The organism is Frankia sp. CcI49 (assembly GCF_001983215.1).
In the GTDB taxonomy this organism is placed as follows: Bacteria; Actinomycetota; Actinomycetes; order Frankiales; family Frankiaceae; genus Parafrankia; species Parafrankia irregularis.
The window spans coordinates 145,162-158,669 of sequence record NZ_MOWP01000014.1 but is presented as its reverse complement, the minus strand read 5'-3'; the positions used below and the strand labels follow the sequence as shown (position 1 = coordinate 158,669).

Genomic DNA, 13,508 nt, shown 5'->3' with positions numbered 1-13,508 from the left:
CGCCGACGAGACGTCAGCACAGGTCAGCCGGCCTGCAGGCCCTTCGACCAGAGGACGTTCCCGGCGACGTCGATGAGCTGGGCGGTCAACGCGCGCGAACGGCCGTCGATCGCCAGCCGGCCGAAGAACTGCAGGCCCGCGGACGGCGGCAGGTTCGACTGGCCCGCCGGTGGGGCCTTCACGAAGACCTGCTCGGGGCCGAACGTCGAGTCGAGCGTGTTCGGCCCGAACGTGCCGGCGTTCGCCGGGCCGGCGACGAACTCCCAGAACGGGTCGAAGTCGCGGAACGCGGCCCGGTCCGGGTGGTAGTGGTGCGCCGCCGTGTAGTGGACGTCCGCGGTGAGCCACACGGTGTTGCGCACCTTGTTGCGGCGGATCGACGAGAGGATCTGCGCGATCTCGACCTCACGCCCCAGCGGGGCGCCGGCGGCGCCCTGGGCGACACCCTCGATGGCGGTGCCGTCCGGGACGAGCAGGCCGATCGGCAGGTCGTTGGCGATGACCTTCCAGGTGGCCTTGCTCTTCTTCAGGCCGTCGATGAGCCAGTCCCGCTGGGTCGCGCCCAGGATCGCCGCACCCGCGGGGTCGTTCTGGCCGTCCGGGTTGGCGTTCTTGTAGCTGCGCATGTCCAGGACGAAGACGTCCAGCAGCGGGCCGTAGGAGATCTTCCGGTAGATCCGGCCGTTCGGGTCGCCGCGGCCCTGCAGCAGCGGGGTGTACTCGTACATCGCCTGCTTGGCGCGGGCGGCGAGCACGTCGACGCGCTTTTCGGTGTAGCGGGTGTCCGTGGTGAGGACCTCGCCGGGGTACCAGTTGTTCGTGGTCTCATGGTCGTCCCACTGGAACAGCCACGGCACCTCGCGGTTGAACGCCTTCAGGTTCGCGTCCAGGAAGTTGTAGCGGAAGTTGCCGCGGTACTCGGCGAGGGTCTCGGCGACCTTGCGCTTCTCGTCGATGACCAGGTTGCGCCACACCGTTCCGTCGGCGAGCGTCACGGTCTCGGCGAGCGGGCCGTCGGAGTACACGAAGTCACCGGAGCAGATCGCGAAGTCCGGCGACGTCCGGCGCATCGTCTCGAAGATCTTCATGCCGCCGAGGTCCGGGTTGATGCCCCAGCCCTGCCCGGCGACGTCGCCGGTCCACACCAGCGACACGTCCCTGGCGCGAGCCGGTGCGGTCCGGAACCGGCCGACCAGCGTCTCGCCGCCGCGGCGCGGGTCGTCCGCTGCGGTCAGCTTCACCCGGTAGAAGACCTCGCTGCCCGGGGGCAGACCGTCGACCGCGACGATGCCGGTGCGGTCCGTCGCGTCGGTCAGGCGGGTCACGCCCACCGTGCGCGCCGAGCGGAACGACTCCGTCCCGGACACCTCGACGGTCATCAGCGCCGGCCGGTCCGAGCGCGCCCAGATCACACCGCTGCGGGCGGTGACCTCACCGGACTGGATGCCCGAGGTGAAGGTCGGCCGACCACCCAGCACCTGCCCGGGGGTGCTGCCCGAACCCGAAGCCGAACCTGAGCCGGCCCACGCGGCCGGCGAGCCGAGCCCGCCAGCCAGGCCCATGGTCCCCGCGGTCGCRATGACGGCGCCACCGCGCAGCAGTGCCCGGCGCCCGATCGCGGCGGACCCGAGCGACCCGGCCTCGATCGCCCCACCAGTTTCGCCCGCGTCGGTGGCAGGTGTCCGGTGGTCAGGTGCGGTCATGGAGTGTCCCCATTCTCGGTGCCGCACCGTGCACCGCGCCCCCGGGCGTCATCCGCGCCACCTGCGCGGCGGCTCCGGCACGGCGTCAGCGTCGTTGCCCCCAGCGGGGAAAAGAGTGGCAATCATGGCGGACTGTCCGTCGACAGCCGACCGACGACGTGGTGAACGTTGCGGGACGGGACAGTGGGGACCTGGCGAGCGCGCCGATGCCGCACCCGATGCCCCACTGACGCCGCCCCGCACGTCAAGTGGACCGATGACCAGCGGCGACGGGACCACCGGGTGGTCTTGCCGTGTCGGGCATCGCCTAGAATTTCCGGCCCAAGCGCTGTTTGAGCAGGGCGGCGGAGGGAGACCGTGGGTTGAGCGGGCTGCCGGGAGCGACACGAGATCCACAGTGGCGTCCGAGGACGCTTCCGTTCGATCTTCGTGCTGGTGGTATTCCGCGACGCAGCGCGTCATCGCGGCTCGCCAGGGTGACCCTGGGGATGCTGTCGGTTCTGGTCTTCATCGTCACGGCCAGCGGTTGGGCGTTCTACACCTACGTAAACGAGAACACCGACCGGGTCAACCTCAGCCTGGGCAGCGACCGTCCCGAGCAGACCGAGGGAGCCACCAACTACCTGATCGTCGGCACCGACAGCCGGGCGAACAGCGGCGGAGCCTACGGTGACGTCGAGGGGCAGCGCTCCGACACCACGATCCTCGTGCACTTCAGCGAGGACGAGACCGTGACGATGCTGTCCTTCCCGCGTGACACCTACGTCCAGATCCCCAAATACACCGACAGCGCCGGCAAGGTTCACGCCGCACACAAGAACAAGTTCAACTCGGCCATCTCCGACGGCGGGCCCTCGCTGCTCGTCCGTACGGTCGAGTCGCTCACCAACCTGCGCATCGACCACTACGTGTCGATGGACCTGGAGGGCTTCAAAGCGATCACCGACGCCATCGGGGGCGTCGACGTGTGCGTCCTGCCGTCGACCTTCAAGGAGTACGTCTCCGAGAACGGCCGCACCAGCCGCAACACGAACGACCCGATGAGCGGCTTCGTGGGCGGCCCCGGGACCGTGCACGTCAACGGTGAGCAGGCCCTCGCGTTCGTCCGGCAGCGCCACGGCCTGCCCGGCGGCGACCTCGACCGCATCCACCGCCAGCAGCAGTTCATGGGAGCGGTCTTCCACAAGGTCATCGGTGGTGGGGTGCTGAAGAGCCCCAGCAAGCTGGAAGGGCTGATCAGCACCGCGACCGGGGCACTCACCCTCGACGACAGCACCGACATCATGGACCTTCGCAAGCTCGCCAGCCGGCTGACGGGCATCGCCTCCGGCGGCATCGCCATGCAGACCCTGCCGACGCACGCACCGGGCCCGACCGAGGGCGGCAACGAGCGAGGCGAGATCCTCATCGGCGGCCAGCGAGTGTCCGTGCAGCTGTACAACCCCGCAGACCTTGAGAAGATCATCGCCCCGCTCGGCGGATCCACCGGAGCGGCCACCACCGGCACCGGCTCGGCCGCGATGACCGTGCGGGTCCTCAACGGCACCACCATCGCCGGCCTCGCCGCGGGCGCCGTCGACGAGCTCACCGCCAAGGGCTACCAGGCGACGAACGCGGGCAACACCACCGACAGCAGCAACTACGTGACCTCCCGGGTCCGCTACGGCGCCGGTATGCAGGACGCGGCGACCGCCCTGCAGGCCCTCGTGCCGGGCGCACGCCTGGAAAGCGACGCCAGCATCACCGGCCTGCAGCTCATCCTCGGGACGTCCTTCGACGGCCTCACGGACGCCCCGGTGCCCGCACCGTCCGCCGCGGCGCAGTCCACCGTCGCGGACACCGGTTCCGCCGCGGCCACCGGTCCGGGCACCCAGGCCCCCGCGGCCGCAGGGGCAGGCGCCGGCGCGGCCGGTACGGCACCCGAGGCCGCCCCGCCAACCGCACCGAACTGCACCTACTGATCCCGGGCCCACCGGCGGCTGATCTCAGGCCTGCCGGTGGCTGCTCAGGCCTACCGGCGGTCGGGCTCGTCCGAGGCGTGGCTGCTGGAGCCCTTCGGCACCCGCTGGCGTGGGCTGAGCGATGTCCACTCCTGCGCCCAGCCGGCCAGCGGCTCCAGCACGCCCAGGAGCCGCCGCCCGTGGCTGGTCAGGCGGTACTCACCCGCCTCGTCCACCTCCACCAGGCCCGCTTCACGCAGCTCACGGGTCCGCTGGGAGAGCTGGGACTCCGCCGCACCCACCCGCGCGGCCAGCCCCCGAAACGAGGACGAGCCGCCGCGAAGACACCAGAAGACCGCGAGCGCGTGCCGCCGGCCGAGCAGGTCCACCAGGGTGAGCAGCTCGTCCGGCGCCCCCGAGCCGGACGGACCACTCACGCCATGCGTGTGCCGGCTGCTCAGTGGGTTCGCACCCCCGCCCCGTTCGAGCTGTGCGCGTCGCGGGGGAGCGCGAACGGGGCACTGTTCACATCGGGCTCTGTTCCACCGAGCATCGCGCGCACCCGGTGGAACAGAGCCCCGGCCTGCGCGGACACCACACCGGCCACGCTCTGGACCTCGGGACGCTCCCGCACCTCGCGGGCCTGGCGCATGATCGCGTCATAGTGCTCGCGGCCACCACGCGCACCCAGGACATATCCGACGCCAAGGGCGATGGCCACACTGGGCCTGATGCGCATGGTTCCTCCCGGGGGGCAGGACCGGGCGGGCGCGGCCGACTCCGCTGGCGCTCCGGCATGTCACTAGGCTTGTTTACTACCCCACCGGCAGCACCCGGGGAACCTCAGGTAGGCTGACGGACGTCAGACACGATCTGGACCGCCGATCTGGGCCGCGAGGTCGCCGATCTACCCGGAGCTGGTTGCCGGGTGACTGGTGTACGATCTGCGAGGGTTCCAGGTTCGTGGATGGCGCCCCGAACGGTCCTGCGTAGCTCAATTGGCAGAGCAGCCGGCTGTTAACCGGCAGGTTATAGGTTCGAGTCCTATCGCAGGAGCATCACCGCAGGTCGGGCGTTTGGCCGACTCTTTCGTGTAGATCATCTCTACAGAGTATCCACACTTTTTGTATCGTTCCTGGCCACAGGTCTGCCATGTTGGGTCTGCCTGGGTCCGCTCCGCACGGGCCGTGCGTACGCCGCTCGATGTGGTGGCCGTCACATCAATCTGGGTCTGATCTGTCGTCGCGGCGGGCTCCCGCATCGGGTCGCCAGCCGTCTGATGATCTCCCTCGGAGGTCCGCCGGAGGCGGACCTCCCTATGCCGGTGTCGACCGGGTGACCACGGCGGCGCGTGGAAGGCCCGGGGTCAGCGCTTCGCGGTCGGGTTCTGATCGATCAAATGGGCGTGGTTGTGGTGCGGGCCCGATGACCGCGGGGCGCGGCCGCCATCGCGCCGGGTGGCTATGCCGGTCACAACAAGCACCAAGGGGTGTGCCGGTAAGAAACGCGTCGCCAGACGTAGAGATCGGTCAATGTCCTTTCGGCCCGGAAGGCTGGCAAATTGATGTTCATTTGGCCCTGCATGACCACTGGACCCGAACGGCTCATGTTGGAGAGCATGCTCGACCGCAACCGGCAAGCGCTCGTCGACACCGTGCGAGGGCTGTCCGAGACCGACGCGCGGCGGCGCCTGGTCGTCTCACTCACCACACCGATCGGGCTGATCAAACATGCCGCCACCGCCGAGCGCATCTGGTTCCAACGCACCCTGCTCGGCCTGGACGAGTCCGCATGCGACGGCTACGCCACCGGTGACGACGGCAGTTTCGTTGTCGCCGACGGCGAAACCCTTGCAGACGTGATCGCCGAATTCGAGCGCGCCAGCGAGCGCTCCCGCGTGATCGCCGCCGACTTCGAGCTCGACGACACCAGGGCGCACCCCCGCGCCGGCAATGTCAGCCTACGGTTTGTCTACCTGCTCCTGATCGAGGATTTCGCCCGTCACGCCGGCCACGGTGACATTCTCCGAGAACAAATCGCCGCCGCATGATAGGCGTTGGCGGGGTTGCGCAGGATCTGGTTGCAACCCAGGTATCGGGCCCGGGCCTTGGTCGTTCGTCGGGTGGGTGGGCGGGCGCCGGAGTTCACTGTCGACTCGATTGTCGAGGTACTCGTAGTACTCCGCGCGTCTGACCTGTACTATCGCGCGGCGGGTGACGACATCGTGTGCCCGCGCCACGGAGGCTTCGACAACTGCTGTGATCGGCAGGACGAGCACATCCCGGTCCTGCGCCTGCCCGACTGCTCCCGCGTGTCCGGAGGATGCCGCGCGGTGAATTCTCCTGTCGTCTCCCCGACAACGCAATCCGGCCCGAGGTCTGACCAGCGGCTGCGGGAGCTGGCGCTCTGTCCGGTCATCGATCCGGGGGACTTCGTCGGGGGGATCATTGCTCTCGGCCATGCACCTCCGGCGATAATCAGCCGCGTGGGGCGCCACCCGCCTGACGGATGACGGCTGCGGCCGTTCCTGTGGTCAGGTAGCGGGGCCTGCGGCCGGCCTTCCGGCAGGAACCATTCGTTCGACGGGCCCAGGTGGGTGAAATGGCTGGCAGGGAGACGGGGCCGCGGCGGCTGTGGCTGCTCCGCGCGTCGCTGGGTTTCCTGCTGGTCGCGTGCGCGGTGACCATCGCTGTCTGGCGGTCGCCGGGTACACCCCCGGCCCGGGCCGCGAACCTGGACGACAGCTCCGCCTGGCTGCCATCCACGCCCGCCTGGGCCGGAGTGCTGGTGGACGGGGCGTCGGCAGCGGTGATCCGTCGAGTGTCTCTCCTGGGAGAGCCGTTGGCGGTCGCCCAGTCGGGGCCGGACGCGTTCGCCGTCCTGAAGGACGGTGCCGTCCAGCGCATCGATGGTGCGACGTTCGACCTGGGCGCTCCGGTGTCGTTCGTCGACGCTGGAACCAGAAACGCGGATGTCGGGCAGCTCGCCGACGGGCAGCCGCGGCTGGAGATCCGGGCCACGCCCAGTGCGGTCTTCGTCCGGGACCGGCTGACCGGCGTGGTCAGCATCGCCGACCCGAAGACGCTGCGGACCGTGCGGACCTACTCGCTGGCGGCCCCCGCCGGCATGGCTGAAGGGGCGACGATCAGCGACGCCTCGGCGGGTGCCGACGGCCAGGCACGGCTCTGGGCTGTCGACGGCACCGGCGGGCTCGTCAGAATCGACGCCGCCGGCACCCGCGTCTGGCGGAACGTGGTCAGCAACCCGGCGCTGGTGCAGCTGGTGACGGTGGCAGACAAGCCCTATCTCGTCGACTTCGCCGCCGGCACGGTGCGAACGATCGGGGCGGACGGTCTCGGCGACGAGCACGCATGCGTCGAGCCGCTGTCCGACCTGCGGACGGTCGAGGTCATCGGCTCCAGCCGGGGGACGGCGCTGTACCTGGTCAACAGCCAGCGGGGGGTGCTGGTGGTCAGTGACGTCGCGGCGGGCGGTTGCGCCACGGCGGCACTGCCGATCGCACCCGAAGGTCACACGCTCGGGCAGCCGAAGGATGCGGCGGGGCGCGTGTTCATCCCCGATCTGAGCACCGGTGCGATCATCGTCGTGGACACGACGGACCCGGCCCGCCCGCGGGTTCTGGCCCGCTCGGAAGTCGTGCACGGGCCGAGTGCCGCGCTCGAGCTGGTCGCGCAGGGCACATTGATGTTCTACAACGACCGTAATCGTGACATCGCCGGTGTCATCCGCGCGGACGGCACCGCTTCCGAGGCGCACGAGTTCGACCGGGGCGCGGCCGGCGTCGCCGCGAACACGCCGTCCGGCCCGGCGCAGACTCCGCCCCCGGCGCAGACATCCCCTCCGGCGCAGCCGTCACAGCCTGCGCAGACCTCCGCCCCGGCGCGGACGCCCCAGCCGACGCGTACCGCCGAGTCAAGGCCGGTCGTCCCGGTCGTCCCGGTGGTGCCGTCCTCGTCCCCTTCGACGCAGGCTTCCGAGCCGCAGCCACGCACAGCGCCGCAGGTCAGCAACTCGCCGACCGCTGCGCCGCGGACCTCGGCGCGGCCGCCCGCACGGTCCGGTGTAGAGATCCGCGTGACCGCCCAGCAGGTCACGACTGACAGCGCGGTGACCCTGCGGGTCGTCCCGCTGGGCGACACAGCACCGGTGGCCAGTGCCAGCTGGTACTACGGCGACGGCGCGAACGGGATGGGTCTCGACGTCACCCATTCCTGGGCCGCGGCCGGGACCTACACCGTCAGCGTCAGCGCCCAGCTCGTCGGCGGTGGTACTGCCACGGAGCAGGTCTCCATCACCGTGCGGCCGCGGACGGCCGCCCTCCCGTCGTCGCCGCCCGCGCAGCTGCCGACCGGAACGCAGCAGCCGTCGTCGGCCCGCCCGACAGCGCCCGGCGCGTCGCCGACGTCCCCGACGACGACCCGGTCGACGACTTCACCGGTGCGGACGACGCCGCCGCCTGCTCCGACTCCGACCCCGTCGCCGTCGACGGCTCCGCCGGTGCGGACGACGCCGCCGCCGTCGCCGAGCCCGTCCCCGTCGCCGACGACGGTGCCGCCGACGACGGTGCCGCCGACGACGGTGCCGCCGACGACGGTGCCGCCGACGACGGTGCCGCCGCCGACGGTGCCGCCGGCGCCGTCCACCTACTCGGAGACGTCCAACCACGGCGGGCACACGTGGACGAACTACCAGACCGCTGGTGGTACGCGCGGCCCGGACATCGCATACCACCAGACGGTGCAGGTGTCCTGCCGGGTGCGTGGCTACGTCACCCCGAACGGGAACGACTGGTGGTACCGGATCGCATCGTCGCCGTGGAACAACGCGTACTACTCCGACGCGGACGGCTTCTACAACAACGGCCAGACCTCCGGCCCGTCGAACACAGTCTGGGTCGACACCAGGGTTCCGCTGTGCTGATGGCGCGATAGAGGAGGCGGCGGGCGGCGGGCGGCGCGTGGCCGACCGCCGCCGACAACGCGAACGGCGCCGGCGGGGCTTTCCGCGGAACGGTGTATTTTCGGCCGTGTCGACTTTGCTGTGCGCTGACAGCATGGTCGGGTCACGGGGGGAATACGATGAAGGTAATGGCGTGCGCGCTCCGTGTGATGGCTGCGGCCATCGGAGTAGGCCTGGTGCTGTCGACGGGTGCCTGCGGCGGCGGATCGGCCGGGTCCGGCGAGGCTGACGGGGCCGGCACCGTCACCACATCGCCAGGTGCCTGGGCGACCGACATACCCGTTGAGCTGGCCGGAGGTGCTTCGTCACCGTCAGCCGCCGCGGCTGCGGATCCGGTCGCGGCGCCAGGTGCCGGGGGCGGTGCGGCGACGCAGTCGGCGGGGGCCGAGGGAACCGGTCCGCTCGCTGGAACAATCGTCCCCGCGGATTTTCCCATTCCGCCGGGAGCGACCGTGACGGTTTCCGAGGCAAAGGCGACCGACGCGACCATCAGGCTTGAGGGAATAGCTCCCGCCGCGGCCGTCGCCTACTATCGCGCGGCTTTGCCTGGCGCCGGGTACAAGTTCTTCCAGGAGGCCGGTTCCGAGGGGCGGACGAAGGTGACCTTCACCGGGCGGAGCCAGAGCGTTCAGGTGCTGGCCGGTGGTACCCGGACTCCCGACCTGGTCCTCGTCATCTTCACCCAGTGCACGAGCGCGGTGAGCGGTGGCGACATCGAGGGCCGGCGTAGCGACCGGGTCGCCTGCGTCTGATCCGGCCTGCGTCTGATCCGGCCGGTGGTGCTGGCTGGCCTGTGGTGCTGGCTCGTCCCACTCGGTTTCATGCTCCACCAGCGCGCCCCGATCCGTGATCGACGTCGGGACGAGTCCGAAGATCGGCGGGTGTTCCGTCGTTCTGACGACCTTAGTCCTCAGATCCTGCTCGCCGGCAGCCGCAGCCACGGTGACAGCCCGCGACGGCGGCGCGAAGTTCCTATGATTCTGGTCGTTCCGGAGTCCGTGGCAGAAGCCTGAGACGCGGCGGATCCGGGCCACCTGCAAGGGCCTGACGGAGCCGTGCTGACGGAATGCGAACCCCACCCACACGGCCACCCATCGAGGATCCCGCGCCGCCGCGCGTGCACCGGTAATTCACCTCAAGAGGCGCAAAAGGGGTGCAGAGTCGCCTGGCAACCCGCAAGAAAGAAGGATTTTGGTCGTCGGAACGACCAAAATCGTTCACTCTTGCGACTCGCCAAACCGCGCTGCCGGGCTGCCGGCTATCCGGCTACCGGGCGCCGGGGTGTCGGGCGCTCGGAGGGTCGGCCGCGTTCGCGGAATGCGAGCCTCCCCGCCCAGCGCCCAGCGCCCAGCGCCCAGCGACCGGCCCCCGGCGCCCGGCGCCCGGCGATCTTGATCGATGCCGGTCGGCGACAGGCTTCCTGGCGATCGCGGCCCGCAGGTCCTGCTCGGTAGCGGCGGTAGCTCGAAGCTCGGGAATCGCGATCGCGCCCGCCCTGCCGTCCTCGTCGTCTCGGATATTGAGATTGCGGTTTCGAACTATGAGATAGGCTGGGCGTGGAGAGACGGATCGATCCGTAGCGAGAAGGGCGAGGTGCGATGACGACACCCGCGAACACCTACACACACGGCCATCACGAGTCGGTGCTCAGATCCCATCGCTGGCGCACGGCCGAGAACTCGGCGGCCTACCTGTTGCCGGCCCTGCGGCCCGGGATGACGTTGCTCGACATCGGTGCCGGGCCGGGCACGATCACCGTCGACCTGGCCGAGCGGGTGGCGCCCGGGCAGGTCACGGCGGTGGAGATCAGCGAGTCCGTACTGGAGCTGGCCCGGGCGGAGGCTGCCCGTCGCGGCGGCACTGCCGCCGGTGGAATCGTCTTCGCCGTGGCCGACGTCCACTCGCTGCAGTTCGACGATGATTCGTTCGACGTCGTGCACGCCCATCAGGTTCTTCAGCACGTCGCCGACCCGGTGCTCGCGCTGCGCGAGATGCGTCGGGTGTGCCGCCCTGGTGGTCTCGTCGCCGCTCGGGACGGCAGCTACAGCGACTTCGTGTGGACACCGAGGCCGCCCGAGCTCGACGAGTGGCTCGATGTGTATCTGCGTACCGCGCGGGCGAACGGCGGGGAACCGGATGCGGGGCGCCACCTGGCGCAGTGGGCGCGCGACGCCGGGTTCACCGAGGTCGCGGCGACGAACGACGACTGGGTGTACGAATCAGAGGCTGATCGGCGCTGGTGGGGGCAGATGTGGGCTGAGCGGATCCTGCGCTCGGACATGGCGTCCCAGGCCCTGGCCGGCGGATTCGCCAGCCAGGCCGATCTGGAGCGGATCTCCCGGGCGTGGAGCGCGTGGGCGGCCACGCCTGGAGCGTCCATCACGATTCCGAACGGCGAGATCCTAGCCGTCGCCTGAGCCTGAGCCTGAGCCTGAGCCTGCGTCGCACCGCGCGGTGCCGTGCCCTGCCACGCTGCGCGGTGCCGCGCCCTGCCACACTGCGCGGTGCCGCGCAGTGCCCCGTGCCGTGCCGGCGGTTGGTCGAGTCGAAGTCAGGAGTGGTGGCCCGACGTCGGTTCCGCGGAACCGCCTGTGAGGGTCGCCCACCGGGCCCGCCAGGACATCACCGACCAGCCTGACGCGGCGCTCATCACCGAGCCGAAGCTCGCCCAGGAACCGACGCTCAGGACGGACACGGCCGAGCCGATCGAGCCGATCGACAGAACCGAGCCGATCGAGCCGATCGAGAGCACGGAGCCCTTCGACCACAGGCACAGGACGGAGTCCTCCGAGCCGATCGACAGCCGTGAGCCCTTGCGTGCTGACAAAGCGGAACCACTCTGCGTGCGCATGGGTCCATCATCGCGCCGCCGGGGCTGGCGGGCAGCGCTGCCCGCCAGCCCCGCCAGCCCCGGCGGCGCTGCGGGCTCCGTCAACGGCCGGCCGCGTGGGCGGCGGCCCGGCTGCGCTGGTTGGCGACCCAGCGCACCGCCGAGCGGCGCAGCAGTCCGGGGGCGAGCCGGTGGAAGCGCCAGGCCATCCGGGCTGACCGGGGCGCGATGAGCAGGGCCCGGTCGGCGGCGACGGCGGCCAGCACGTCCGCCGCCAGCCGGTCGACGTCGTAGGGCTTCCGAATGCCCTGGTCCTTCAGGAAGAGATCTCGGCTGTCGAAGCTCCCGATCGCGCCCTTGTCGAGGATCGGCGTGTCGACACTGGACGGGCAGACGACCGTCACGCCCACGCCGTGCGCGGCTGCCTCGGCCCGCAGTGCGAGGGACAGCCCGACGACGGCATGCTTGGTCATCACGTAGCTGGTCAGCAGACCGGAGGCGACCAGGCCGGCCAGCGAGGCCACGTTGACGATGTGCCCGCTGCCGGCGGCGATCATCCGTGGGTACGCCGCGGTGACACCGTGCACCACGCCGCGGATGTTCACGTCGATGATCTGGTTCCACTGGGCGGGGGTCAGCTCGGTCGTCTCGCCGCCGAAGACGATGCCGGCGTTGTTGACCAGCAGGTCGAGCCGTCCGTCCTGGGCCACGACGTCGGCGACGGCCTGCTCGACCGCCGCCGCGTCGGTGACGTCGAGCCGGGCGGAGCGGGCGCCGGGCAGGCCGCCCGCGGTGCGGGCTGCGGCGGCCTCGTCCAGGTCGGTGCAGATCACGGTCGCGCCGGCGCCGGCCAGGGCGCGGCACAGGGCGGCCCCGATGCCCGACCCGCCGCCGGTGACCAGTGCCGTTGTTCCGGCAAGCCGCCCCGTACGGCTCTCTGTACGGCTCCCCGTGCGGCTCCCGGCGGGCTTCCCTCCGTTCGCGGCGGAGGCTGTCCCGTCGGTGGCTGTCCGGTCGGTGGCTGTCCGGTCGGTTGCGGCCGGGGCCGGGCCGGGCGCGGAGGAGGCCGGGGCCGGCGTCGGGGTCGGGGCCGGGTCTGCTGTGGGGTCGGCTGCGGGGTCGGTCGTGGCCATCTCAGCTGTCCCCGAACGCGCGGGCGAGGTGGGTGAGCATGTTCGGGTAGCGGAGCATGTGCGCGCCGCCGTTGATGTCCAGGATCTCCCCGGTGATCCAGGCTGCTGCGTCCGAGCACAGGTAGAGGGCGGCCTGCGCGATCTCCTCCGGTGTGCCGGCCCGCCCCAGCGGGGTGTTGGCCAGGTAGTCCTCGGTGATGCCGGGGATTGCGGCGGCGGGGGCGGTCAGCGGGGTGGTGACCAGGCCGGGCGCGATCGCGTTGACTCGGATGCCTCGTTCGGCGAACTCCAGGGCGGCGACCTGGGTGAGCATCGACAGCCCCGCCTTGGCCGAGCAGTAGGCGGCCAGGCCCACGCCGGGCTGGCGGGCGTTGAGCGACGACAGTGACACCAGCACCCCGCCGCGGCCGAGGTGGCGCCCGGCGTGCTTGGCGACGAGGAAACCACCGGTGAGGCTGACGTCGACGACGGCGCGGAACTCCTCCAGCGACTGGTCGGCGATCAGGCCGAGGCTGCCGATGCCGGCGCTGTTGACGACGGCGTCCAGCCGGCCGAGCCGGTCGTGGACCCCGTCGAACAGGCCCGCGACCGATGCTTCGTCGGTCACGTCGGCGGTGGCGCTCTCATGTGGCCTGCCCAGTCCGCTGGCGACCTCCGCCGCCAGCGTGCCGTCACGGTCGGCCACCACGACCTGGTAGCCGTGTGCGGCTAAGACCTCGGCGGTGGCGCGGCCGATGCCGGAGGCCCCGCCCAGGACGACCGCGACCCGACCGGCTTCGCGCCCGCCCCCGCCTCCGTCCCCGCCTGCTTCTGCCTGCGTGCCTGCGAGCGTGCCTGCCGCAGTCCCGGCCTGCGGATCCTGCTGCGCCCCGGTCTCCACCGCTGTCTCCACGGTCGGCTCCACCGTCACCCCTCACGCGTG

At 70.9% G+C, this 13,508-nt stretch carries 11 protein-coding genes and 1 tRNA gene; 6 read left to right on the top strand and 6 right to left on the bottom strand.

The window, feature by feature from the left end:
- Positions 1–23 precede the first annotated feature (23 nt).
- The gene (locus CcI49_RS12590; protein WP_083473020.1) at positions 24–1,703 is read right to left on the bottom strand and encodes an alkaline phosphatase D family protein; all 1,680 of its coding nucleotides are present in this window, start codon (positions 1,701–1,703) and stop codon (positions 24–26) included.
- 488 nt (positions 1,704–2,191) lie between these two features.
- On the opposite strand from CcI49_RS12590, the gene CcI49_RS12585 reads away from it, so the two are divergent.
- Positions 2,192–3,664: an LCP family protein gene (locus CcI49_RS12585; RefSeq protein WP_241840039.1), complete on the top strand. Its 1,473-nt coding sequence runs from the start codon at positions 2,192–2,194 to the stop codon at positions 3,662–3,664.
- A gap of 50 nt (positions 3,665–3,714) precedes the next feature.
- Here the strand turns inward: CcI49_RS12585 and CcI49_RS12580 are convergent, their stop codons facing one another.
- Together CcI49_RS12580 and CcI49_RS12575 are read right to left on the bottom strand one after the other, a co-directional pair.
- Positions 3,715–4,080 (bottom strand): winged helix-turn-helix transcriptional regulator, encoded by a 366-nt coding sequence (locus CcI49_RS12580; protein ID WP_054564891.1) that lies wholly within the window; start codon positions 4,078–4,080, stop codon positions 3,715–3,717.
- A gap of 20 nt (positions 4,081–4,100) precedes the next feature.
- Positions 4,101–4,382 carry a hypothetical protein gene (locus CcI49_RS12575; RefSeq protein ID WP_076826676.1) on the bottom strand — a complete coding sequence of 94 codons (282 nt, stop codon included), beginning with the start codon at positions 4,380–4,382 and terminating at the stop codon, positions 4,101–4,103.
- 244 nt (positions 4,383–4,626) lie between these two features.
- On the opposite strand from CcI49_RS12575, the gene CcI49_RS12570 reads away from it, so the two are divergent.
- The 5 genes from CcI49_RS12570 (at position 4,627) to CcI49_RS12550 (ending at position 11,040) form a co-directional block, all read left to right on the top strand.
- A tRNA-Asn gene (locus tag CcI49_RS12570) sits at positions 4,627–4,699 on the top strand.
- Between the two features lie 508 nt (positions 4,700–5,207).
- Complete coding sequence (locus CcI49_RS12565) at positions 5,208–5,693, top strand: DinB family protein (RefSeq protein ID WP_076826853.1); 486 nt, start codon at positions 5,208–5,210, stop codon at positions 5,691–5,693.
- Between the two features lie 551 nt (positions 5,694–6,244).
- Entirely contained in the window at positions 6,245–8,584 is a 2,340-nt protein-coding gene (locus CcI49_RS42075) for a PKD domain-containing protein (RefSeq protein WP_076826674.1), read from the top strand.
- Between the two features lie 158 nt (positions 8,585–8,742).
- Positions 8,743–9,375, top strand: coding sequence for a hypothetical protein (locus CcI49_RS12555; RefSeq protein ID WP_076826671.1), 633 nt, complete (start codon positions 8,743–8,745; stop codon positions 9,373–9,375).
- 846 nt (positions 9,376–10,221) lie between these two features.
- Positions 10,222–11,040 carry a class I SAM-dependent methyltransferase gene (locus tag CcI49_RS12550; RefSeq protein WP_054564885.1) on the top strand — a complete coding sequence of 273 codons (819 nt, stop codon included), beginning with the start codon at positions 10,222–10,224 and terminating at the stop codon, positions 11,038–11,040.
- 134 nt (positions 11,041–11,174) lie between these two features.
- On the opposite strand, the gene CcI49_RS12545 is transcribed toward CcI49_RS12550, so the two are convergent.
- The 3 genes from CcI49_RS12545 to CcI49_RS12535 form a co-directional block, all read right to left on the bottom strand.
- Complete coding sequence (locus CcI49_RS12545) at positions 11,175–11,474, bottom strand: hypothetical protein (protein WP_054564884.1); 300 nt, start codon at positions 11,472–11,474, stop codon at positions 11,175–11,177.
- Between the two features lie 80 nt (positions 11,475–11,554).
- Positions 11,555–12,586 (bottom strand): SDR family oxidoreductase, encoded by a 1,032-nt coding sequence (locus CcI49_RS12540; RefSeq protein WP_116437387.1) that lies wholly within the window; start codon positions 12,584–12,586, stop codon positions 11,555–11,557.
- 1 nt (position 12,587) lies between these two features.
- Positions 12,588–13,478, bottom strand: coding sequence for an SDR family NAD(P)-dependent oxidoreductase (locus tag CcI49_RS12535; RefSeq protein ID WP_235497647.1), 891 nt, complete (start codon positions 13,476–13,478; stop codon positions 12,588–12,590).
- Positions 13,479–13,508: the final 30 nt, after the last annotated feature.

What these genes read in the sequence shown, in the direction of transcription:
- CcI49_RS12545 (WP_054564884.1), bottom strand. Translation starts at nt 11,474, where the DNA reads ATGCGCACGCAGAGTGGTTCCGCTTTGTCAGCACGCAAGGGCTCACGG.
- CcI49_RS42075 (WP_076826674.1), top strand. Translation starts at nt 6,245, where the DNA reads ATGGCTGGCAGGGAGACGGGGCCGCGGCGGCTGTGGCTGCTCCGCGCG.
- CcI49_RS12540 (WP_116437387.1), bottom strand. Translation starts at nt 12,586, where the DNA reads ATGGCCACGACCGACCCCGCAGCCGACCCCACAGCAGACCCGGCCCCG.
- CcI49_RS12585 (WP_241840039.1), top strand. Translation starts at nt 2,192, where the DNA reads ATGCTGTCGGTTCTGGTCTTCATCGTCACGGCCAGCGGTTGGGCGTTC.
- CcI49_RS12550 (WP_054564885.1), top strand. Translation starts at nt 10,222, where the DNA reads ATGACGACACCCGCGAACACCTACACACACGGCCATCACGAGTCGGTG.
- CcI49_RS12565 (WP_076826853.1), top strand. Translation starts at nt 5,208, where the DNA reads ATGTTCATTTGGCCCTGCATGACCACTGGACCCGAACGGCTCATGTTG.
- CcI49_RS12575 (WP_076826676.1), bottom strand. Translation starts at nt 4,382, where the DNA reads ATGCGCATCAGGCCCAGTGTGGCCATCGCCCTTGGCGTCGGATATGTC.
- CcI49_RS12555 (WP_076826671.1), top strand. Translation starts at nt 8,743, where the DNA reads ATGAAGGTAATGGCGTGCGCGCTCCGTGTGATGGCTGCGGCCATCGGA.